Origin of the sequence: Acinetobacter sp. ME22, from assembly GCF_022012315.1 — a bacterium.
Lineage (GTDB): Bacteria > Pseudomonadota > Gammaproteobacteria > Pseudomonadales > Moraxellaceae > Acinetobacter > Acinetobacter brisouii_A.
The window spans coordinates 82,554-104,726 of the sequence record NZ_JAKLTL010000006.1 but is presented as its reverse complement, the minus strand read 5'-3'; the positions used below and the strand labels follow the sequence as shown (position 1 = coordinate 104,726).

Sequence of the window (22,173 nt, the reverse complement as noted above, 5' to 3'; positions counted from 1 at the left end):
TTTCAGTAATTTTGAGAAATGTCAAAGCTCAGTGCATTAGATCAACTGCTACAACGCTATAAGCAATTGCAATACCATCAAGATCCTGTGTTATTCCAACGCCTACAAGATGTACAACAATGGCAAAAAAATCGTTTAAAACACTCTCATCAAACCTTATTTAATGAATCACAAAATCAATTGATGGCTGATTATTTTGTCAATCGTCTTTATGGTGGTCCAGACTTTGATGCCTTGGCACAACAAATCGAACGCTTAATGAAGTATGCCCACAAAGCCGAAAAGTTTATTCCTGAAAATGCGATTAAAGCAGGCACTCACGGCATTCTACTAGCAATTTATGCGGTCGAACTCGATGAGCAAGTTGCGGCACACATTCAGAAGAACTATCCGCATAACCAAGTCCTCAATGACGAAATCATGCGTCAAACATATTTGCAACTCGATCAGGCTGATTTACGTTTAACGCAACTGAGTATGGCGGATGAGTTTGGGCACTACTTAGACCGTTATTTGCGCTCATTTATGGTTCATACTGCCTTTAAAATGTGTAAATCGGTGGCGTATAAACACCATTTCCAAATGATGTATGACTTTATGGATGAAGGCTTTACTGCCATGAAACCACTCAAGTCGGCAGAGAAATTTGTCCGTGATTTTAGTGCGCAGGAACGCCAAGTGATTCATCGTGTCCACGCAGGCGATCCACAGCCTTTTCAATAATCGCCCCATACAAAACAGACTTTTTTCTGTATATTATTCATCAATTCAAGCATGATGATCACTGCAAAGTTTTGCATAATCTGTCATCATGCTCCCTAATTTCTTATACAGGTGAATGAGGAGAGACTCATGTCGAACGAACACCCAACGCCAAATACAGCCAATGAGTCGACAGAAAATTCTAATAAAGTTAGTCCTTTTTTAACCTCGCCTCTTCCTGAAGGGACTCCACAAGGTCAACAAGAGACCCTGAATCAAACAGCACAAGATACCCCAATTACAGGACAAGTGCCGCATTACAACCTGCCACGTGGCGCAGGCAAAACAGGCAATGTCGGTGACACAACGCATTTCGGTTTTAAAACGGTTCGTACCGAAGACAAAGCACAAAAAGTTGCGGAAGTGTTCCACTCGGTTGCCAGCAAATACGACATTATGAATGACTTGATGTCATTCGGGATTCACCGTTTATGGAAACGCTTCGCGATTAACATGTCTGGCGTACGTCGTGGTCAGCACGTACTGGATATTGCAGGCGGTACAGGTGATCTTGCCAAAGTCTTCAGTCGTGAAGTCGGCCCTCAAGGTCATGTGGTGCTTTCCGACATTAACGAATCTATGCTCAATGTGGGTCGTAGCCGTTTGCTTGATGCAGGCTGTACCAATGTTGCTTTCGTCTTAGCCAATGCCGAAACTTTAGAACCGTTTGCCGACAACAGCTTTGACCTGTTGACCATCAGCTTTGGTCTACGCAACGTGACTGATAAAGATGCAGCGCTTGAATCGATGTTCCGCGTGTTGAAACCAGGTGGTCGCTTACTGATTTTGGAATTTTCTAAACCTGTATTTGAACCGTTCTCTAAACTCTATGACCTGTATTCATTTACCGCACTTCCTGTAATGGGTAAATTGGTGGCGAATGATTCTGAAAGCTACAAATATCTGGCTGAATCGATTCGTATGCACCCAGACCAACGCACCTTAAAAGGCATGATGGAAAAAGCAGGCTTCCAAAACTGTGATTACCACAACCTGACTGGCGGTATCGTTGCAGTTCACCGTGGTTTCAAACTCTAATCGAGGACGCCCCTGATGTGGTCAATTCTTGCATTAGGTGCTGCTGAACGTCTGGTCAATCGCGTGATTGACCTTGACGCGATTACACGCATCCAACTCAATCAACTCCAAGGGCAACTGCTCCGTGTGGTAATGGCTTCGCCACAACTCTCGGTTGATGTTTTCTTTGATGAAAATACCCTACGCCTTGAGCCAACGGCGACTGGGCACGGTGAAATGCCAAGTGTGTTTGAACAACGTCCTTTCGATCCCAAACAAAGTCCAAGCACTGCCAATGCGACCTTACAGGTTGCCAATGTGGTTGAGCTACTGAAATTATTACTGGACAAAGAAGTCGGCACGATTCCCGTACAAGGTGATTTTCGCCTGTTACAAAGCCTGCAAGACATTTTGCAGCGCATTGAACCTGACTTGGCAGCCCATTTGTCGCCGTGGATTGGCCCAACACTGGCACATGAACTCGGTAAAATTCAGCAGCTACCCAACCTTGCCAAGCGCTCTTTACAAAGCAAACTGTTTTTTGCCGAAGATACCTTAAAAGAAGACAGTGGTTTATTTGCCCCGCGCTGGCAAATGGATGAACTGCAACAAGGCACACGTGCCTTGCAACAAAATATTGACCGACTGGAAGCCAAAGTTCAGGCATTACAGCAGAAAATTCTCCCAAAACAAGATTAGGTGACCGCTTTAATGATTCCGCATATTTCCCGTTTACTCGAACTGTGGCGTATTGCTGCGCACTATAGACTCGACACGTTGGTTGCTGCGGAAGACATCCCCATCAAGGCGCGTCCCTTACTGAAACTGATTCGCTTGCACCCTGCGGCATGGTCAAGCAGACAGGGGAAAAATCCGCTCAAGCTCAAAGAAGCTTTGGAAGATATGGGGCCATTAGCCATTAAACTCGGGCAGTTACTTTCAACTCGCCGTGACCTGATTGCCCCTGAAATTTTGCAGCAGTTGGTCTTGTTGCAAGATCGCGTCAAACCGTTCGGTGCCGATGTCGCCAAAATGCGGATTCAGCAATCCTTGAAAGCAGAGATCAATTCTCTATTTTCCCGTTTTGATGAGCAGCCACTTGCAGCAGCATCGATTGCACAAGTCCATACCGCTGCCCTGCATGATGGGCGTGAAGTGGTGGTCAAAGTCACTCGTCCCAATATTCGGGCGCAAATTCTGCAAGATTTTGAAATTCTGACATGGCTTGGACACAACCTCGAAAACCGTCTTGAAGCAGCACGTGCGCTACATCTCTCAGAAATTATTCAGAACTACCGTCAAACTATTCTGAATGAACTGGATTTGACCCTCGAAGCTGACAACACCCGTCGTATGCGCCATTACTTTACAGGCTCAAGCATGATGTATGTGCCTGATGTGTATATGGATAGCACCGATGTGATGGTGGCGGAACGTATTACGGGCGTACCGATTTCAGATACGGAAACTTTTGACCGTCTCGGTATGAACCGTGCCGACTTGGCAGAAAAAGGCTTAACCATTTTCTTTACCCAAGTCTTCCGCGATAACTTTTTCCATGCCGACATGCACCCTGGCAATGTCTTTGTGGAAACTATTAATCCACAGCAACCGCGCTATATTGCCCTCGACTGCGCCATCATGGGTGAGTTGTCTAAACAAGATCAGATGACGGTTGCCCGTATGTTGCTGTCCGTGATGAATGGCAATTTCATGCAACTGATTCAGGTGGTACATCAGGCAGGCTGGATTCCACCGGGAACGGATCAGGATGCTTTGGCTCGCGAAATGCGCCGCACCGTTGGCCCGATGATTTCCAAGCCGATGCATGAGCTGGATTTTGCAGGCATCCTGATTCAGGTCATGGATATTGCCCGTCGTTTCCACTTAGAAATTCCACCGCAGTTGATGCTGTTACTCAAAACTTTGGTACACGTGGAAGGTCTGGGAACCGATCTTTATCCTGAACTGGATATCTGGAAGCTGGCAAAACCGATTCTGACCGAATGGGTCAAATCCAATATGGATCCTGTGAAAAATATTAAGCAGTTAGGGCAGCAAATTCCTGACCTGCTGTTAGGTGCTCAGGATATTCCTGCGCTGATTGTAGACAGCCTGAATGGTTTAAAAAATCAGTCAGCATGGCAAGACAAACAGTTACGTGAATTACAACATTTACGTTTGCAGATGCAGCAGCAACAAAAACGCAGCTGGATTTTTGGCAGCATGATCGCGATTTTGCTCAGCATTGCCATGATTAGTCCGTGGTTTGTATCAATTCCATTGATTGCTGTGGCAAGCCTGATCACACTGTGGCGGATTGTACGTTAAGTCGATCATTCAAGCGGGCATGTCCCGCTTTTTTTATTCCAAAAACTCAGCAATGGCTTGCATCACATCGCGGTATCTCTCTGTTTAAATCACCATTCCATTCTGATTGCCTGCATTTTTTGATTTACAAATCCCCTGCAACATGCTCAAAATACAGCAAAATAATATGAAAATAGCGATCAATCATTCAAATGAAAACGCTCCATTTTGCCATTATTGGCGCAGGAACCGCAGGACTTGCTACGGCTGCCCTACTTGCCCGACAAGGCTTTCAAGTCAGTATTTTTGAAAAAGCCCAACATCTCGATCCTGTCGGTGCAGGCTTGTTATTACAACCTGCGGGTTTAGCTGTGTTTGAACATTTGGGTGTTCTCGAACATGCCTGCCAGTTGGGGGCGAAAGTCACAGGTTTGGAAGGTCAGCTTGCCGATGGTCGTTTATTGGTGGATAGCCATTATCATGAAGCAGGCAATCATTACACAGGATTAGGCATTCACCGCGCAACCTTGTGCCATGTACTGCAAACAGCAGTCAATCAGCATCGGGATGCCATTACATGGTACATGGGCTATGACATTCAACAACTACAAGAATCCCCTGAACAGGTACGGCTAATTGGGCAAGATGCCCAGCAACACCCCTTCGATGCTGCGTTTGATGCCGTAATTGTCGCGAATGGGGCGCGTAGTCAACTGCGCCCATCGGCATGGGTCAAGATTGATCAGCCTTATCCTTGGGGAGCCGCATGGACGATTGTGCCTGAGTGTCAGCAGTTTGATCGTGAAATTCTGCATCAGTTTTACGATACCAGTCAGATCATGATGGGCATCTTGCCGACGGGGGCGATTCCCACTGCACCTGAACAACGCCTGTCGAGTGTGTTCTGGAGTTTACCAAGTTCACAATTGCCAGATTTTCTTCAGCAGGAGCAGCAGCGTGAGCTTTGGCTCAAGCAAGTGTCCAAGCGTTGGAGCAAAGCCGCAGACTGGCTTGAGCAAGTCACTCAAACATCATCGACCACGTGGCTCTCGGCACAATACCGCGATGTGGTGATGTCACAATATGGTCAGGGGCGCATCGGAGTCATTGGCGATGCCGCACATGCCATGAGTCCACAACTTGGACAAGGTGCGAATATGGCATTGCTAGATGCATGGGCATTGTCGCAGTCGGTACAACACAGCTATGCACAGCAGCAACTGGACTGGGCAAAATTGTGGCAGCATTATCATCAAGTACGGCGTTCTTCGACCTTTTTTTATCAGAGCCTCAGCCGTTTACTCACGCCGCTGTATCAGTCCGATTTGCGTTGGGCAAGCCGAATGCGTGATGTGTTATTTCCACTGATGTATCGGATTCCGTATTTCCGCAGACAAATGGCGATCACTATTTCAGGCTTAAAAACCAATGCCCTGCAACAACTCGACTACACTGAGATTGCTCAATCGAACGTGACATCAACATTTCAGACAGAAAAATGTTCAGGTTAAAGGTCGTCTAAGGAGGCATGATGCTGAAATCTTCGGAATGGTTTAGCCTGAATCAGATTGAATGTTGCACAACACTCGCCTATCAGGATGGTTACCCAAAACATTCGCATCAAGAATATATTCTCAGCGCCAATCTATCAGGGGTAGAGCGAATTTGGCTGAATGGTAAAACCAGTTTCGTCCAGTCTGGGCAAGTGACTTGCTATAATCCCGAATCGATCCAATCTTCAACTTTTGCCGAGCAACCCACACGCTTTATTAGCATTCACATTCCCCAATATGCGCTGATCGATGTGATTCGTGAGAATCATTTGAGTAGCAGCCACTCAGCCCCTATCCTGACTGAAGGTGTTCTACATCATCCCGAATTATTTCAATATATCCAGTCATTCACACAGCAACATTCAACCGAGCAAACTCAACAGGCTTTTTTATTGCTCTGTGCTTCATTGTTTCAATCTCCTCAATTTGCAAATCACCAAACCAGTCATGCTATTCGTCTGCTTCAGGACTATATGCGGACTGAGTTGACCCGAAAAATTTCGCTAGATGAACTCAGCCAAATCAGTGGTTTAAGCAAATATTACTTGATCCGATCATTTAAGAAATTTGTTGGTATTCCACCATTGCAATATCACATGCAGCTCCGAATTCACCGCGCACGTGATTTACTGCGTCAGCGTGTGCATTCACTGGATGCTGCAACTGCACTGGGCTTTTATGATCAAAGTCATTTTATTCAAAGTTTTAAGAAAATCATGGGGATTACGCCGCATGATTACGCGCAGCAACTCCATTTAAGTCGGAAAAAATTCTCGATACCCAGAAACCATTACGTACACTGAAAAATAGGCAAAAATCACAGCTGAAGCCATATAAGAATAACGCAGCAGATTTTTCCCCAAGACTTTCCCACCAAAGCTTCCTACAGCACATAACACCGCTGCCCAAAATAAGCCTGCCACAAAAAAACCTGCGAGAAACCACACGACAACCCACGTACCTTGATGACCTAGGCGAGAAATCAGTACACCGCCCACCGTTGCAAACCATAAAATGGCTGTAGGTGAGGACACAGCCAAAACAACCCCTTTGCGGAAAGCTTTTGATGCACTAGATGAATGGATCGAATGGTTTAAATCAATCTGTTGATGGGATTGCAAGGCTTCTCGACCCATTTTAAATGTGAACCACAGCAAGATTGCCCCACCGCCAATCCAGAGCAACCATCTGACTGGAGTAAATTGTAGCAACACGCTCATCCCCAATAATGCGCCAATTGCATAGAGCAAATCGCCGACACAGGTTCCAAGTCCTAAACAAAAACCCTGTGCATAGCCGCGCTGCATGGCAAGGGTCATCATGGCGATATTGGCAATTCCAATATCCAAACATAAAGAAAGACTGAGAAAAAAACCATTTGAAAAAGCAACCATGCAATATCTGTCCCAATCGGTGCAATAGCGTGTCTAATGGATGGAGTACATCACGACAAACAACATGCCGTATTGGAAAAAATTGCCCTAAATTCAAATTGGCTTCGGCAAAATGCTGAAATATTGGTTTTGGAAAACTGGTTAGATGCCGTACACTATAGCCCTGCTTAATTTAAGCCTCTTTTATTCCACGCAAGATATTTGGTGATTTTCCATGAACAATATGCAATGGCTCGATGAAGTAAAATTTAACGAACAAGGTCTGATTCCTGCGATTGCACAGCATCATCATACTGGACGGATTTTGATGGTGGCATGGATGAACCGCGAGTCGCTTGCGCTGACTGCCGAGAAAAAACAGGCGGTGTATTTTTCCCGTTCACGTCAAAAACTCTGGCACAAAGGCGAAGAGTCTGGGCACTTCCAGACTGTGCATGAAATTCGTCTCGACTGCGATGCCGATGTAATTGTGCTGCAAATTGAACAACATGGCGGCATTGCTTGCCATACAGGTCGTGAATCGTGTTTCTATCGAAAACTGACTGAAAATGGTTGGGAAATTGTCGATGCTCAGCTCAAAGACCCGAACGAGATTTACAATAATACTGCATCGAGCAATCCACATACCCTTGCCATGTCTGCATCGAATGCACAGGCTGAAAGTGTCGAGGTACTCGACTACTTGGGCAAAATGATGATCGAGCGTAAAGCGGCTGATCCTGAAAGTTCTTATGTCGCGAAGCTGTATCACAAAGGTCTCAACAAGATTTTAGAAAAAGTCGGTGAAGAAAGCATTGAAACGGTCATTGCTGCAAAAGACTTTGCCAGCCATGCCAGCGAAGACAATAAAAATGACCTGATCTACGAAGTGGCTGACTTGTGGTTCCACAGCATTGTGATGCTCGGTTATTTCGACATTGACCCACAAATCGTGCTGAATGAACTGGCGCGCCGTCAAGGTTTATCTGGACTGGTTGAAAAGGCCAATCGTGCAGCCCACTAGACCGACTGCCGAACAGCAGATCGCCATTGAGCATGCGCTTCGTGGCGAATCATTTAAAGTGGTCGCCTACGCAGGCACAGGTAAAACCACCACCCTGCAAATGATCAGTGCTGCCATGCCTGAACGGCGTGGCATGTATCTGGCATTTAACAAAGCTATTGCCAGTGAAGCCAAACAAAAATTTCACCGCAATGTCGACAGCCGCACTTTTCACTCGCTTGCCTACCGTAGCGTGCCGCGCAACATTACCGACAAATTGCGTTTACCTCGCCTCAGTCCAAGTTTTCTCGCCAAAGAATATCGGCTTGAACCGATTACCCTGCGCCGTTTGATGGGTGGTCGTTACGAAAAATATGCACTGATGCCGAGCCGCCTTGCCAGTATCGTGGTCAATGCTGTGGGTTACTTCTGTGCGACCAGTTCGCAATATCCTGCACCGCGCCATATACAAGTACCGAGTTGGCTGCATCCCGATGATGCAACCGCCTTGCAACAGCATTTGTATCCTGCATTGGAACGCCGTTGGCTCGATTCGGTCAATCCACAGCATCAGGCAGGCATTGGGCATGACATTTATTTAAAATTATGGGCATTGTCTGAACCGTATATTCCCGCAGACTATATTCTGTTTGATGAAGCACAAGATGCTGACCCGCTCATGCTTGGGATTTTGCTACAACAGAAAAATACCCAAGTGATTTATGTCGGCGATGCCCATCAGCAAATTTATGCATGGCGCGGTGCAGTCAATGCCATGCAAAAGCTGCCACTGACCGAATCACGTCTCACCACTTCATTTCGTTTTGGCGAACCGATTGCCGAGGTTGCCAATAGCTTGCTCGGTGGGCTGAAAGAAACCGTTCCCTTGCATGGCAATCCTGAACGCAAGTCTTCCGTGTTCAACAAACCACATACCAAAAAACGCGATGCGATTTTATGCCGTACCAATGCCCGCGCCATGGAATTACTGTTAGCAGGTTTGGTCAGTGGTGAAAAAGTCAGTTTGCAAGCCGATCATGCCCGTCTGAACCGTTTTATTGATGCTGCCAGTATGCTGAAACAAGGCAAACGCGTGACTGATGTACCTGAACTGGCTTGGTTCAATTCATGGCATGACGTGCATGAATACTGTGAAACTAATGAAGGTAGTGACATTAAACCTTTGGTGAAACTGGTCGATGATCATGGCACTGCTCCACTGAAACGTGCATTGGAAAAAATTACCCCGATTCAAGAAGCGGACTATGTGATTTCGACTGCGCATAAAGCCAAAGGTCTGGAATGGGATCGGGTGCATCTGGAAGATGACTATCAGTTCAAACTCAATGCCCATGACCACAAAATCAGTGATGAAGAATTACGTTTACTGTATGTGGCCTGCACCCGCGCCAAAACCAGTTTAAATATTCATTATATTTATGATCTAATCCAACAACTTAAGCAGAAAAATCCGCTCAAATCCCGTGCCATTTCAACCTCTTAACCCCATCTAAAAAGTCGGCTTCATTCTGTAACAAATTTATTTTAAAAAAATCATAATGAGAATAGGCATTTATCGGGCAAGCAGCAGAATCGACTCGAAAAAGGCTGGCTTTAGCATTCAAAAAATGTAGAATAATCTTGCACTTATTTTAGTGCAGCACATATTCTAATCACTCAACCCAGTCGATCTTTTTGGTTTCAACCGAGTAGAGCGCACTTCGGCTTTTAGAAATTGAATATTGGAATGCTCCTTGCACGCCTCTGATTTTTAAAAGAAACATAACGTTTAGGTTTCGACCTAATTTACAACTAGGGATTCAGGTGTGTTAGCCATAATCATACTGTTACCTTTGCTCTTTGGCACTGGATTGGTTGCATGTTTATCTAAGGCATCTCGCCTGCTCAACATGTTGGCCGCCATTAGCGTGAGTTTAAGTTGTTTTGGGCTTTTGCTCAGTCAGTCCAGTTCTGTCTTCCATGGCGCAACTCTGTTGCAAACTTGGTCATGGCTTCCAGAACTAGGTCTTAATTTTAGTTTCCGTCTCGATGCCTTGGGGCTGCTATTTGGCTTGCTCATCAGTGGCATCGGCACACTCATTTTTATTTATGCCTATTATTATTTAGGGCCAAAAAACTCCCTGAGTAAATTGTATGGTCTGCTTATGCTATTTATGGCAGCCATGCTCGGGATTTCCCTATCCAACAACCTGATCATGTTGCTGGTTTTTTGGGAACTCACTAGTATTTCCTCATTTTTATTAGTGGCTTACTGGCATCGTTATGATGCAGCTCAACGTGGCTCACGCATGGCACTCCTCATTACAGGAATGGGGGGACTAGCAATGCTGGGGGGCTTTATGCTGCTTGGGCAAATGGCGGGTAGCTTCCAGCTCGATCAAATTCTGGCACTCGGCTCAAGTCTGCAAACACAGCCTTTATTTGTACCTGCACTTTTACTGATTCTGCTCGGTGCATTTACCAAAAGCGCACAGTTCCCGTTTCATTTTTGGCTTCCGAATGCCATGGCAGCACCCACCCCTGTTTCAGCTTATTTGCATTCGGCGACCATGGTCAAAGCAGGGATTTTTTTGGTCGCACGTTTACTGCCGATCTTTGTCGGTTTCAGTTTATTTCACAATCTCGTGACGCTTGTCGGTCTGACGACTTTTGCGATTGGGGCTTTCTTTGCCATTTTCAAAGAAGACCTCAAAGGCTTACTGGCCTACTCCACCATCAGCCATTTGGGGCTGATCATGTGTTTGCTCGGTTTAGGTTCGCCCCTTGCAGTCGCTGCCGCGATTTTCCATATCATTAACCATGCGACCTTTAAAGCAGCACTGTTTATGATCGCGGGGATTATTGACCATGAAACAGGTACGCGTAGCCTGAAAAAATTACAAGGCGTGTGGCATTTACTGCCGTTTACAGGCACGCTGACCATGATTGCCGCGTCAGCCATGGCGGGTGTTCCACTGACCAATGGTTTCTTGTCTAAAGAAATGTTCTTCACAGAACTGGTACAGCATTTATCTGGTTGGGGTCTAATTCTTGGTGCTGGCGTTGCCACATTGGCAGGAATTTTTGCGGTTGCCTACTCGATCCGAATGATGCATGGCGTGTTTTTCGATGGTGCAGTCGGTGAGCAAATTCCCAACCCTGAAGCGCATGAACCTGTATTGGGCATGCGTGCACCGATCATCTTGCTTGCAAGTTTGTGTATTTTAGTCGGTATTTTTCCTGCTTTCTTTGCTGAACCACTGGTCAATCAAGTCACTCGTGCATCGCTACAACTCAACGAATTTCATGGAGCACACCTTGCAATTTGGCATGGCTTCAACATTCCACTGATCATGAGTATTATCGCGCTGTTTGGTGGCGCAAGCTTCTATTTCCATTTAAGTCGTGGTGCGCTGATTCGCCGTATCGACATGGAAGACTATCTGGGCAAACTGCAAGGCAAACTGATTTTTGAATACCTGATGCAGCAAATTGTCTATGCTGCGCGTGCTGTCAAACTCAAAACCGAAACAGGCAAATTACAGCATTATTTGTTTTGGATTATCGCCTTTACCGTGATCATGCTATTCATTCCGATGTATAGCAATCCCCTTCGCACAGGTACACATTTACTGACTCAGGCTCCGTGGCTTGCCATTATTTTATGGTTATTGCTGTTTAGTGCCTGTTGGATGATGTTGTGGTTTCACCATGAACGGATTAAAGCAGTGCTGATCAGTGGTGCAGTCGGTCTTGTGGTGACGATGGTTTTTATCGTATTGTCCGCCCCTGATTTAGCACTCACCCAAATTACCGTGGATGTGGTCACGACTGTATTGCTGTTGATGAGCTTATCATTATTACCACAGCTTACTCCTTATGAATCAACACAAACCCAGCGTTGGCGCGATGCAATTATTGCGATTGTTGCAGGTCTGGGGATTGGCTGGATCACATGGTTGATGCTGACTCGCGATCACGATTCAATTTCATGGTTCTTTGTCCAGCAATCTCTACCGCTAGGTGGTGGCTCAAATATTGTCAACGTGATTTTGGTTGACTTCCGTGGTTTCGATACCTTTGGTGAAATTAGTGTTTTAGGAATTGCTGCAATTGGAACACTCTCTCTGATGGATGGCATGCGAACCCACGGCACGACGATTACCCAAGGTCTGACCTATCGCTTTAACCCCTCTCCACTGCTAGTACGAACCACAGCATCATGGGTGTTGCCTGTAGCCTTAGTCGTCAGTCTGTATATTTTCATGCGCGGGCACAATTACCCTGGTGGTGGCTTCATTGCAGGCTTAATTACCGCGATGGCGTTGATCATTCAATATATTGCTTTGGGTCAGGATTATGCCGAGCAGCTTATCAAAGCCAAGTCGGGACGTTTGTATGAAATCTGGATTGGTACAGGCTTAAGCATCGCAGGTGTCACAGGTGTGTTGGCATGGCTCTGGTCACGTCCATTTTTAACCAGTGCGCATATTTATCTCAATGTTCCTATTCTTGGAAAATTACATTTGGCATCGGCAGCACTCTTTGACTTAGGGGTTTATTTCACCGTGGTGGGCGCAACCATGCTCATGATTTCAGTCTTAGGTGACTCACGTCATACCAATATTTCTGGCCCTGTGGCAAAGGAGTAATCATATGATTAGTTTAGAATTACTACTGGCTTCAGCCATCGGATTATTGGTCGCCACAGGCGTATATTTGCTGCTACGTGCACGTACTTTCCCAGTGGTACTCGGTTTAGCCATGATTGGTTATGCCGTGAACTTATTTCTTTTTGCTACAGGACGCATTCAGGTCAATGCCCCTGCGATTTTAACCCAAACCACACGCGTCACAGATCCATTGCCACAAGCTTTGGTACTGACTGCTATTGTGATTGGTTTTGCCACGACAGCATTTATTGTGCAACTGGCTTTACGCAGTCGCTATGAGTCAGGGACAGACCATGTAGATTCCAAAGAACTGACTGAGTTAGCAGATGACCCGAGTGAGGATAAAGCATCATGATGGCTTGGTTGGATTTTTGGCAACAACACACCCCGATTTTCAGTATTTTAATTCCTGCTTTTACAGGGTTTGCGCTGTTACTTCTCGGTAATCCTGGTGCAGGGCAACTGGCTCAAGATCATCGTCAAATATGGCGTCGTGGTCTGAGTATTTTCTCAACAGCATTGGGTCTGATCACTGCCATCAGTTATCTCATGCATGCCAGTACAGGGCAAATCAGTGTTTACCAACTGAGTGAATGGTCTGCGCCTTTTGGAATTGTTTTAGTCCTTGATCGTCTGTCAGCCTTTATGCTGCTGCTGACCTATATTTTGGCATTGCCGATTGTTGTCTATGCGAGCCAAGATTGGGATGCCCGTGGGCGCTATTTCCATGCCTTATTCCAATTTTTATTGATGGGGCTATGTGGTGCTTTTCTGACTGCTGACTTGTTTAACCTGTTCGTTTTCTTTGAAATTTTGCTGATGGCATCGTATGTCTTACTGATTCATGGGCAAGGTAAAGCACGTTTCCAGTTGGGCATTCATTATGTGGTAATTAACCTACTCGCTAGTGCACTGTTCCTGATCGGTTTAGGACTGATTTATGCCAGTGTGGGTAGCTTAAACATGGCCGATGTGGCACGGATTTTCCCAACATTGCCAGAGGATCAAGCGACACTGGCACAGACAGGCGGTTATTTACTGTTTATTGTATTTGCAATTAAAGCTGCGGTACTACCTTTGGGCTTTTGGCTCCCGAAAACTTATGCTGTTGCCAGTACGCCTGTTGCCGCTATTTTCACGGTGATGACCAAAGTCGGTCTGTATGCAATTTTACGGGTCAACTCGGTGATCTTCCTCAATGATCACAGCAATCCACTGTTTGATATCTTATTGATTTTGGGTTTAATCAGCTCACTCTATGGTGTTTTGGGGGCGATTGGTGCTCTGCGTTTAAGGCGCTTTGTCGGCTTTATGATTTTGTCTTCACTCGGAACGATTTGTGTTGCGATTGGTTTACATCGCACTGAAGCATGGTCAGCAGGACTCTATTATCTGTTTCATAGTACCGTAATTGGTGCAGCCTTTTATTTGCTGTGTGGCTGGATTACTGCACAACGTGGTGAGTTTAAAGATCATATCAATATTGCTCCACGCATGAAGCAAGAACGACTTTTGTCGATTTGCTTTTTTATCATTGCTTTAATGATGGCAGGTTTGCCACCTTTTAGTGGTTTCTTGGGTAAAGTCTTCATTTTACATGCTGCTCAGCATCATCCTTTACAGCTTTGGATTATTGCAGGTGTGCTGATCGTCAGTTTACTGAGTCTTGTCGCGTTTATTCGAGTGGGCTTTATTTTATTTTGGCAATCTAGTGAACCTGAAGATAACCCTCAAACAGAAGCCTATCAAACCTATCAGGCATTGCCTGCAGTTGCTCCTAAGGGTAACGCCTATGCGCTGTATTTTCTGTTGAGTCTACTCATCGTTTATATGATCGCAGCTCGCCCCATTCAGCATTATCTTACGGCTGCCAGTATGCAACTGGAGCAACAGAGCCTCTATCAGCACCTCATTTTAAAACGGGATGCAGATGGACAATATATTAGTACTCAGCCTTTTGATCCCGAATATATTCCAGAAACGAAATATGGCGGGGAAAATCCTGATGCCAATGCACACCTTATTCCCAGTATTATCAGCCCGAATAGTTTGCATGGTGAACATATTTCACTATACAAGCAACGCCAAATTCATGATCAATTAAAGCAACTTGAGGATTCATCCGATACGCCTGATCATGATCATCTCAAGTTACAGTCTGTGGAGGAGCACTAAGTATGAGTCAACATTCTTGGGCTGATCGTTGCCTCCCTCACCCATTTGTATCTATTGTGGTCGCATGCTCTTGGCTGATTCTATCGCATAGCTTAGATGCTTCAGATCTGTTATTGGCTTTAGTACTGGCGGTTTTTATTCCCCAATTACTCAACCGTTTCATTATCCGCACCCCCAATATTGACTGGAAAACGGCTATTCAGCTGTTTTTTGTGGTTCTTCGTGATGTTGTCGTATCGAACTTTGTCGTGGCTAAACTGGTGTTAGGTTCCACTGAAAAGTTACAACCAAAGTGGTTTCGAGTGCCACTTGATACACAGCATGAGCAAGTCAATTCCCTGCTGGCAATGATTATTACCACTACCCCTGGAACGGTCAGTGCAGGAATTGATCAGGAGCGTGGAGACATTTTAGTTCATGCACTGAGCTGTGATGATCCTCAGGCTGAAATTGATCAGATTAAACAGCGCTACGAAGCCCCTTTACTAAAAATTTTCAATGTTAAACAAGGAGAAAGCATATGATCATTTTGCCGTATGTCTTGGGCATTTGTTTAATCATGATTTGTATTTCCATGTTGTTATGCTTGGTACGCTTAGTGTTCGGCCCTTCAATTGTTGACCGATTATTGGCGCTCGACACACTGTTTCTGAATGCCACAGGTCTGGTGATTGTCCTCGGCATCTACTGGACGACTACACAGTTGTTTGAAGGTGCATTATTGGTTGCCATGTTGGGATTTGTGTCTACGGTTGCCTTGGCGCGTTACTTCACCACAGGTCATGTGATTGATTGAGCAGGAGAATCAAAGATGCAATTATTGATGGAAATTTTGGTGTCATTCTTCTTGCTAGTCGGTAGTTTCTTTATGCTGGTCGGTGGGATTGGCATGGTTCGCCTGCCCGATTTGTTTACACGTCTACATGCACCAACCAAATCCAGTACACTCGGTTTAGGAAGCTTCTTGATTGCTGCGATGATCTATTGGGCATTTCAGGGGCATTTTGGTTTTGCTGAATTACTAATTACCTTGCTGGCTTTTATTACTGCACCTGTATCTGCAAATCTGATGGCACAGGCTGCTTTACACCTTAAACTCCGCTCTTTAAGTGGTGATGTGCCTGAAGCAATTGAACGTCCATTACCTTGGGATCGGTATCGTTTACAGCATCGGGCAAGAAAACGCGAACAGCGTTTTAATCAAACACCTGATGAATAAGCTTATTTTATGATCTGCACTCTCTTTATTTTGCTGATGGAGAGAGTACTTTGTTTCTAATCGCTACTTTCAGGTCAGTTGAAATTTTAAAAGATTAAAAAAATAATATATTAAAGTACATTTCATATCATATAAAACCCATTATGCTAAGCTATAAATTAGAGAAAAGTTATATCCATTTGAGTTAGAATAAATTACTAATTCTTTTAAATTAAAACTATGAATATCAAAAATAACGTCTTTGAAACAATTATTTTATCTATATTATTTTTTATTAGCCCAAAATTTGCAAAATTCCTTAAATTTAAGTACACATTACGATTGGCTAATCAAGGTCATCTGGATGCAAAAACTAAACTTGGAGTGTTGTATGAAGTTGGTGAAGGTGTAGAACAGAATTATGAAAAAGCGTTGGAATATTATAATCAAGCTGCTTCTCAAGGAGATACAAATGCACAAACCAATCTTGCAGTAATGTATCAAGATGGTCGAGGTGTAGCACATAGTGATGAGAAAGCGTTGGAATACTATAATCAGGCCGCTACTCAAGGAGATGCAAATGCAAAAAATAATCTTGGAGTAATGTATCAAAATGGTCAAGGGGTAGTTCAAAATAATGAAAAAGCGTTGGAGTACTATAATCAGGCAGCTGCTCAAGGAAGCCCAGACGCACAGGCTAACCTTGGCGTGATGTATCATAATGGTAAAGGGGTAGTACAAAATTATGAAAAAGCGCTGGAGTACTATAATCAGGCAGTTGCTCAGGGAAGCCCAGATGCACAAGCTAACCTTGGCGTGATGTATCATTATGGCCAAGGTGTAACCCAAAGTTATAAAAAAGCATTTAAATGGTATAGAAAAGCAGCTATTCAAGGGCATATAAAAGCACATGCTAACCTAGCATGGTTGTATTATCATGGCTATGGCGTATCTCAAAGTCATGTCAAAGCAGTTGAATTATATAAAATGGCAGCGACTCATGGGAATATAGAATCCCAAAATGGCCTTGGAGTAATGTATGTAACTGGTCATGGTATAGTGCAAAATTATGAAAAAGCATTTGAATGGTTTAGCAAGGCTGCTTCTCAAGAAAATGTAGCAGCACAAAATAATCTTGGATTGATGTATTACAAAGGTCTTTATGTAACTCAAAATTATGAAAAAGCATTTGAATGGTTTAGTAAAGCTGCTCTGCAGGGAGACGCAGATGCACAAAATAACCTTGGTGTATTGTATCGAGACGGTCAAGGTGTAGTACAGAATTATGAAAAAGCATTTGAATGGTTTAGTAAGGCAGCTGCTCAAGGATTTATAACTGCAAAAAATCATATTGAAGAGATGCATGAAAAGGGTCAGTTATAGCTCACATAATATCGAACTATTGAAGCAATATCTAAAAGCATTAAGACTAAACATGTTAATGTGAAAAAAAACATATAGCTATGTACATAAAAGCACAAAAAAGCCACCCGAAGGTGGCTTTTTCTTATTCTTTATCCTGCTCTGGCAAGTCTTTGACTGCCTCGGCAATCAGACCAAACATATAGTTACCATAAGCATTGGTCTTGTCATAATGGAAACGTAATCTTGGCGTAATACGTGTCTTGATACGACGACTCAATTCATGACGCAAGAAACCAGAAGCTTTATTTAATACATCTAAAGTTTCTTTATTTGCTGCTTCACTTTGCTCATCGCCCAGTTCACGTCCCATTACAGTGACATAAACTTCAGCATAACCCATGTCCGCACTGACTTTCACCGCCGAGATGGTCACATAACCACCTAGGCGTGGATCTTTCAGCTCTTGGCGAATCAGTTCTGACAACTCACGTTGTACTGAATCAGCCATACGCTTCAGACGTTGACTACCCGCCATTAAAGACTCCGTTTCACAATTTGAACATCATACACTTCGATCTTGTCGAGTGGTTTGATGTCTTTATAACCTTTCACGGCAAGACCACATTCCATACCTGCGCGAACTTCGTCCACCACGTCTTTATAACGACGAAGAGATTCAAGCTCACCTTGGAATACCACCACATCTTCACGCAAGACACGGATTGGTTTGTTACGGTGAATCACACCTTCCATAACCATACAGCCCGCAGCCGCACCGAACTTGCTTGAACGGAACACTTCACGAACCTGTGCAACACCCAAGATGGTTTCACGATGTTCAGGTGCCAATTTACCGCTCATGGCATCTTTCACATCGTCAATCAATTCATAGATGACGCTGTAGTAACGAATGTCGATACCATCTTGATCTGCTTTCTGACGTGCAGTTGCATCGGCACGAACGTTAAAACCAAGCAATACAGCTTCAGAAGATTCAGCTAGAGTCACGTCAGATTCAGTGATTGCACCCACACCAGAACTGATGATACGTACTTTCACTTCGTCCATCGACAATTCAGTCAATGCTGCATTCAATGCTTCCAATGTACCGCGTACATCAGTTTTCAATACAACGTTAACGGTTGGAATGTCTTTCTTGCCCATAGATGCCATGATGTTTTCAAGACGCATTGCACTTTGACGATCAATACGTTTTTGACGTTCACGGTCAGCACGCGCATCAGCAACTTCACGTGCTTTTTTCTCATCATTCACGACAAGAACTTCATCACCTGCCATTGGCGCATCTGGAAGACCCAAGATTTCCACAGGAATTGAAGGACCCGCTGATTTAATTGGCTGACCATTTTCATCAGACATGGCACGTACACGACCGTAAGATGAACCTGCAAGAACCAAGTCACCGACATTCAATGTACCGTTTTGTACCAAGATCGAAGTTACAGCACCACGACCTTTGTCAACACGCGCTTCAATGACAACACCTTGCGCAGCACCTTCTTCAGAAGCTTGAAGCTCTAACATTTCTGCCTGAATCAAGATCAAATCAAGAAGTTCATCAATACCTTGACCTGAGTGCGCTGAAACCATTGCAACTGGAACGTCACCGCCCCACTGTTCAGGTACGATTTGTTTGGTGGTCAATTCATTCAATACGCGATCTGGATCAGCAGATTCTTTATCCATTTTGTTGATCGCAACAATGATTGGCGTACCCGCAGCACGCGCGTGGTCAATTGCTTCTGCAGTTTGTGGCATTACACCATCATCTGCTGCAACAACCAGTACCACGATGTCCGTTGCTTTCGCACCACGTGAACGCATTGCAGTAAATGCTGCGTGTCCCGGAGTATCAAGGAAGGTAATAATCCCTTTTTGAGTTTCCACATGGTAAGCACCGATGTGCTGAGTGATCCCGCCTGCTTCGCCCGCAGCCACTTTAGAGCGACGAATACGGTCAAGCAATGACGTTTTACCATGGTCAACGTGACCCATGATTGTTACCACTGGCGGACGAGTACTTAGCTCACCACGTTTTTGCTCAGCAGCTTCAATTAAGTTATCTTCAGCTTGAGTATCAGAAACAAGAATCGGGTTATGACCCATTTCTTCAACCACAAGTGCAGCTGTATCTTGGTCAATTGACTGGTTCTGAGTGACTAACTCACCCATTTTCATGAGTGTTTTAATGACTTCACGAACTTTCACAGCCATTTTCTGTGCAAGATCACCAACGACGATTGTTGAACCAATTTCAACATCATACACTTGTTTTTTAACTGGTTTTTCAAAACCATGCTTGTTGGCTTGGCTTGTTTTCAAACCACGTTTGTGATGTGATTTCTGGAAGTTTTGCTCTTCTTGATTACGTCCGCCTTTTTTCGCGCTACGTGTATCTTTCGCATTACCACCACGTTTGATTTCACGGTCTTCTTGATTGAAAGAATCTTCATACGCCTGACCAACAAGACCAGCCGCAAGTGGAGAATCATCAATCACACGAATTGTTGTGGTTGCATCATCATTTGAGTATTTTGATGCCATTTTACGCATTTGCTCAAGCGTGCGTTGCTGCGCTTCTTCAGCTGCTTTACGACGAGCTGCTTCTTCAGTTGCTTTCAGCTGTGCAGTTTGTGCTTCACGCGCTTTTTTCTGTTCTGCGGTTTCTGCTGGTTTTGGTAATGGTTTCAATGCACCACCACCACGTTTTTTAACCACGACAGCAGTTTTTGGACTTTCTACCACTTTGTCTTGCTTGTGCGCAGCGCGCATTGCTTCTAAAGTTGCTGTCGCTTTGTTTTCAGACTGGCGACGGCTTTGTTCTTGAGCACGTGCTTGAGCATCAGCATCGGCACGTACTTTATTGTCAGCTTCGAGCTTGGCTTTTGCTTCAGCTTTAATCTGCTCTGGATCAGGCTTAGTAAACGTATGCTTTTTACGGACTTCTACGTTAATGGTTTTGGCTTTGCCTGAGGTACTTGCAACTTTAGCTGTACTGGTTGTTTTACGTTTCAACGTGATTTTTCCTGCATTACCACTGTCCTGCCCATGAACTTTCTTCAAATAGCTGACAAGGGTATCTTGCTGTTCTGTAGTAATGATATCGTCGGCACGACGCTGTGGTAGCCCTGCATCACGAACTTGTTCTAGAAGTTTTTCAACTGAACGTCCTACATTTTGTGCCAATTCTTTAATCGACTTGTCTGTCATTCACCACCTCCTAGTTAAACCATGATTCACGTGCTTTCATGATCAATTGACCCGCAGTTTCAGCATTTAAACCGTCGATATCGGTAATATCATCAGTTGCTTGATCTGCCAAATCATCAATCGTCACAATGCCACGACCGGCAAGGGCATACGCAATCTCTTGAGTCATACCTTGCATATTTAACAATTCTTCACTTGGTTCTTGCACATTTTCTTGTTGCGCTAAAGCATCTGCCAAAGCAGCCTCTTTCGCACGCGATTGCAATAATGTGACTGTATCTTCATCCAAATCGATTTCTTCGAATGTTTCAACAGGAACGTAAGCGATTTCTTCAAGTGAAGTAAAGCCCATCTCAACCAATGCCATCGCCAAGCCTTCATCAATATCCAAACGTGTTACAAACATGTCTAAATATTGTTGTGCTTCATTTTGCTGACGCGCACGGTATTCATCTTCAAGCATCATATCGAGCTTAAAGCCAGTCAATTCAGACGCTAAACGTACGTTTTGACCTTGAGAACCAATTGCACGAGCCAACTGATCGCTGGTTGCAAAAATAATGTCGGCTGTTTTTGCATCTTCATCAATTACAATGCCTGATACATCAGCAGGTTCCAATGCGCTTGCAATATATTGCGCTGGATCATCTGACCACACCACAACATCGATACGCTCACCATTTAGTTCTGACTGAACCGCTTGGATACGTGTACCACGCATACCAATACATGCGCCCACTGGATCAATACGGTGATCATTGGTTTTCACTGCAATTTTAGCACGAACACCCGCTTGACGCGCTGCTGCTTTAATTTCAATGATTTCTTCAGAAATTTCTGGAATTTCTTTTTTCATCAATGCAACAAGCATGTCAGGATGCGAACGTGACAATAACAACTGTGCACCACGACCTTCACGGTTGACTTCGTAAAGAATCGCATTGACACGTTGTTTTGGACGCAAAATTTCTTTTGGAATCATTTGGTCACGCGCCAAATATGCTTCAGCGTTGTCACCTAAATCGATAATAAAGCCATCTTTGGTTTGTTTTTTCACTTCACCGTAGATGAGCTCACCCACTTTAGCAGCATAAGCATCAGCAACCAATGCACGTTCCGCTTCACGAATTTTTTGAACAATCACTTGTTTCGCAATTTGTGCTGCAATACGACCGAACTCAATCGATTCAACTTCAAGTTCACGGATATCGCCAATTGACCATTTTGCAGGATCAACATCAGAAATTGCATCTTGGCAAGCTGGCATTTCATGATCTTCATCTGCCACAACTTCCCATTGACGGAAAGTACGGTAGTCACCTGTTTTACGATCAATTTCAACACGTAAGCGAGCTTCTTCCGAATTTGTGCCTTCGTAGAATTTTTTCTTAGTCGCAGCAACTAACGCTTGTTCAAGTGCTTCAAAGATGGCTTCGCGGCTTACACCTTTTTCATTACTAACCGTCTCTGCAACGGTAAGAATCTCACGACCCATAAGTCACCTATATCTCAG

Annotated in this window: 20 protein-coding genes; 16 read left to right on the top strand and 4 right to left on the bottom strand. The window is 44.4% G+C overall.

The window, feature by feature from the left end; genetic code table 11:
* Nucleotides 1-18: 18 nt before the first annotated feature.
* The 6 genes from LVY74_RS10020 (at nucleotide 19) to LVY74_RS09995 (ending at nucleotide 6,445) form a co-directional block, all read left to right on the top strand.
* Complete coding sequence (locus LVY74_RS10020) at nucleotides 19-723, top strand: FFLEELY motif protein (protein ID WP_237814955.1); 705 nt, start codon at nucleotides 19-21, stop codon at nucleotides 721-723.
* A 129-nt stretch (nucleotides 724-852) separates the two neighbouring features.
* Nucleotides 853-1,800, top strand: a complete 948-nt coding sequence (ubiE, locus tag LVY74_RS10015; protein WP_237814954.1) for a bifunctional demethylmenaquinone methyltransferase/2-methoxy-6-polyprenyl-1,4-benzoquinol methylase UbiE — start codon at nucleotides 853-855, stop codon at nucleotides 1,798-1,800.
* 15 nt (nucleotides 1,801-1,815) lie between these two features.
* Nucleotides 1,816-2,478, top strand: coding sequence for a hypothetical protein (locus LVY74_RS10010; protein WP_237814953.1), 663 nt, complete (start codon nucleotides 1,816-1,818; stop codon nucleotides 2,476-2,478).
* Nucleotides 2,479-2,490: 12 nt separating this feature from the next.
* Nucleotides 2,491-4,110 (top strand): ABC1 kinase family protein, encoded by a 1,620-nt coding sequence (locus LVY74_RS10005; protein ID WP_237814952.1) that lies wholly within the window; start codon nucleotides 2,491-2,493, stop codon nucleotides 4,108-4,110.
* Nucleotides 4,111-4,301: 191 nt separating this feature from the next.
* Complete coding sequence (locus LVY74_RS10000) at nucleotides 4,302-5,600, top strand: FAD-dependent oxidoreductase (RefSeq protein WP_237814951.1); 1,299 nt, start codon at nucleotides 4,302-4,304, stop codon at nucleotides 5,598-5,600.
* Nucleotides 5,601-5,620: 20 nt separating this feature from the next.
* The gene (locus tag LVY74_RS09995; protein WP_237814950.1) at nucleotides 5,621-6,445 is read left to right on the top strand and encodes a helix-turn-helix domain-containing protein; all 825 of its coding nucleotides are present in this window, start codon (nucleotides 5,621-5,623) and stop codon (nucleotides 6,443-6,445) included.
* On the opposite strand, the gene LVY74_RS09990 is transcribed toward LVY74_RS09995, so the two are convergent.
* The gene (locus LVY74_RS09990) at nucleotides 6,398-7,036 is read right to left on the bottom strand and encodes a LysE family transporter (protein ID WP_237814949.1); all 639 of its coding nucleotides are present in this window, start codon (nucleotides 7,034-7,036) and stop codon (nucleotides 6,398-6,400) included. The genes LVY74_RS09995 and LVY74_RS09990 overlap by 48 nt on opposite strands.
* 36 nt (nucleotides 7,037-7,072) lie before the next feature.
* Here LVY74_RS09990 and LVY74_RS17765 point away from each other — a divergent pair, with 36 nt between their 5' ends.
* From LVY74_RS17765 to LVY74_RS09945, 10 genes are all read left to right on the top strand, one after another.
* Nucleotides 7,073-7,207: a hypothetical protein gene (locus tag LVY74_RS17765; protein WP_269090997.1), complete on the top strand. Its 135-nt coding sequence runs from the start codon at nucleotides 7,073-7,075 to the stop codon at nucleotides 7,205-7,207.
* A 43-nt stretch (nucleotides 7,208-7,250) separates the two neighbouring features.
* Complete coding sequence (hisIE, locus tag LVY74_RS09985) at nucleotides 7,251-8,039, top strand: bifunctional phosphoribosyl-AMP cyclohydrolase/phosphoribosyl-ATP diphosphatase HisIE (protein WP_237814948.1); 789 nt, start codon at nucleotides 7,251-7,253, stop codon at nucleotides 8,037-8,039.
* A complete protein-coding gene (locus LVY74_RS09980; RefSeq protein WP_442862792.1) occupies nucleotides 8,026-9,522 on the top strand; it encodes a UvrD-helicase domain-containing protein in 1,497 nt (498 codons plus the stop codon). The genes hisIE and LVY74_RS09980 overlap by 14 nt, the downstream gene beginning before the upstream one ends.
* Nucleotides 9,523-9,844: 322 nt before the next feature.
* Entirely contained in the window at nucleotides 9,845-12,670 is a 2,826-nt protein-coding gene (locus tag LVY74_RS09975; RefSeq protein ID WP_237814946.1) for a monovalent cation/H+ antiporter subunit A, read from the top strand.
* A gap of 4 nt (nucleotides 12,671-12,674) precedes the next feature.
* Nucleotides 12,675-13,046, top strand: a complete 372-nt coding sequence (locus LVY74_RS09970; protein WP_151776995.1) for a Na+/H+ antiporter subunit C — start codon at nucleotides 12,675-12,677, stop codon at nucleotides 13,044-13,046.
* Nucleotides 13,043-14,866 (top strand): monovalent cation/H+ antiporter subunit D, encoded by a 1,824-nt coding sequence (locus LVY74_RS09965; RefSeq protein ID WP_237814945.1) that lies wholly within the window; start codon nucleotides 13,043-13,045, stop codon nucleotides 14,864-14,866. The genes LVY74_RS09970 and LVY74_RS09965 overlap by 4 nt, the downstream gene beginning before the upstream one ends.
* Nucleotides 14,867-14,868: 2 nt before the next feature.
* Complete coding sequence (locus LVY74_RS09960; RefSeq protein ID WP_237814944.1) at nucleotides 14,869-15,390, top strand: Na+/H+ antiporter subunit E; 522 nt, start codon at nucleotides 14,869-14,871, stop codon at nucleotides 15,388-15,390.
* Nucleotides 15,387-15,662 (top strand): monovalent cation/H+ antiporter subunit F, encoded by a 276-nt coding sequence (locus LVY74_RS09955; protein ID WP_111893735.1) that lies wholly within the window; start codon nucleotides 15,387-15,389, stop codon nucleotides 15,660-15,662. The genes LVY74_RS09960 and LVY74_RS09955 overlap by 4 nt, the downstream gene beginning before the upstream one ends.
* A gap of 15 nt (nucleotides 15,663-15,677) precedes the next feature.
* Nucleotides 15,678-16,085: a Na+/H+ antiporter subunit G gene (locus tag LVY74_RS09950; RefSeq protein WP_151708486.1), complete on the top strand. Its 408-nt coding sequence runs from the start codon at nucleotides 15,678-15,680 to the stop codon at nucleotides 16,083-16,085.
* A gap of 219 nt (nucleotides 16,086-16,304) precedes the next feature.
* Nucleotides 16,305-17,447, top strand: a complete 1,143-nt coding sequence (locus LVY74_RS09945; RefSeq protein ID WP_237814943.1) for an SEL1-like repeat protein — start codon at nucleotides 16,305-16,307, stop codon at nucleotides 17,445-17,447.
* Between the two features lie 124 nt (nucleotides 17,448-17,571).
* Here LVY74_RS09945 and LVY74_RS09940 read toward each other — a convergent pair whose 3' ends face one another.
* The 3 genes from LVY74_RS09940 to nusA are packed head-to-tail and all read right to left on the bottom strand — an operon-like array spanning nucleotide 17,572 to nucleotide 22,155.
* On the bottom strand, nucleotides 17,572-17,964 hold the full coding sequence (locus LVY74_RS09940; RefSeq protein WP_111893739.1) for a ribosome-binding factor A: 393 nt from the start codon (nucleotides 17,962-17,964) through the stop codon (nucleotides 17,572-17,574).
* Nucleotides 17,964-20,660 carry a translation initiation factor IF-2 gene (gene infB, locus LVY74_RS09935; RefSeq protein WP_237814942.1) on the bottom strand — a complete coding sequence of 899 codons (2,697 nt, stop codon included), beginning with the start codon at nucleotides 20,658-20,660 and terminating at the stop codon, nucleotides 17,964-17,966. Before infB ends, LVY74_RS09940 begins: the two co-directional genes overlap by 1 nt.
* Before the next feature lie 10 nt (nucleotides 20,661-20,670).
* Nucleotides 20,671-22,155, bottom strand: a complete 1,485-nt coding sequence (gene nusA / locus LVY74_RS09930) for a transcription termination factor NusA (RefSeq protein ID WP_237814941.1) — start codon at nucleotides 22,153-22,155, stop codon at nucleotides 20,671-20,673.
* Between the last annotated feature and the right edge of the window lie 18 nt (nucleotides 22,156-22,173).

Excerpts from the sequence above, each read along its gene's own strand:
- LVY74_RS10000 (WP_237814951.1), top strand. The coding sequence starts at position 4,302 with ATGAAAACGCTCCATTTTGCCATTATTGGCGCAGGAACCGCAGGACTT.
- LVY74_RS09990 (WP_237814949.1), bottom strand. The coding sequence starts at position 7,036 with ATGGTTGCTTTTTCAAATGGTTTTTTTCTCAGTCTTTCTTTATGTTTG.
- LVY74_RS09945 (WP_237814943.1), top strand. The coding sequence starts at position 16,305 with ATGAATATCAAAAATAACGTCTTTGAAACAATTATTTTATCTATATTA.
- LVY74_RS17765 (WP_269090997.1), top strand. The coding sequence starts at position 7,073 with ATGGATGGAGTACATCACGACAAACAACATGCCGTATTGGAAAAAATT.
- LVY74_RS09995 (WP_237814950.1), top strand. The coding sequence starts at position 5,621 with ATGCTGAAATCTTCGGAATGGTTTAGCCTGAATCAGATTGAATGTTGC.
- ubiE (WP_237814954.1), top strand. The coding sequence starts at position 853 with ATGTCGAACGAACACCCAACGCCAAATACAGCCAATGAGTCGACAGAA.
- LVY74_RS09955 (WP_111893735.1), top strand. The coding sequence starts at position 15,387 with ATGATCATTTTGCCGTATGTCTTGGGCATTTGTTTAATCATGATTTGT.
- nusA (WP_237814941.1), bottom strand. The coding sequence starts at position 22,155 with ATGGGTCGTGAGATTCTTACCGTTGCAGAGACGGTTAGTAATGAAAAA.
- LVY74_RS09965 (WP_237814945.1), top strand. The coding sequence starts at position 13,043 with ATGATGGCTTGGTTGGATTTTTGGCAACAACACACCCCGATTTTCAGT.
- LVY74_RS09960 (WP_237814944.1), top strand. The coding sequence starts at position 14,869 with ATGAGTCAACATTCTTGGGCTGATCGTTGCCTCCCTCACCCATTTGTA.
- LVY74_RS10010 (WP_237814953.1), top strand. The coding sequence starts at position 1,816 with ATGTGGTCAATTCTTGCATTAGGTGCTGCTGAACGTCTGGTCAATCGC.
- hisIE (WP_237814948.1), top strand. The coding sequence starts at position 7,251 with ATGAACAATATGCAATGGCTCGATGAAGTAAAATTTAACGAACAAGGT.
- LVY74_RS10020 (WP_237814955.1), top strand. The coding sequence starts at position 19 with ATGTCAAAGCTCAGTGCATTAGATCAACTGCTACAACGCTATAAGCAA.
- LVY74_RS09940 (WP_111893739.1), bottom strand. The coding sequence starts at position 17,964 with ATGGCGGGTAGTCAACGTCTGAAGCGTATGGCTGATTCAGTACAACGT.
- infB (WP_237814942.1), bottom strand. The coding sequence starts at position 20,660 with ATGACAGACAAGTCGATTAAAGAATTGGCACAAAATGTAGGACGTTCA.
- LVY74_RS10005 (WP_237814952.1), top strand. The coding sequence starts at position 2,491 with ATGATTCCGCATATTTCCCGTTTACTCGAACTGTGGCGTATTGCTGCG.
- LVY74_RS09970 (WP_151776995.1), top strand. The coding sequence starts at position 12,675 with ATGATTAGTTTAGAATTACTACTGGCTTCAGCCATCGGATTATTGGTC.
- LVY74_RS09950 (WP_151708486.1), top strand. The coding sequence starts at position 15,678 with ATGCAATTATTGATGGAAATTTTGGTGTCATTCTTCTTGCTAGTCGGT.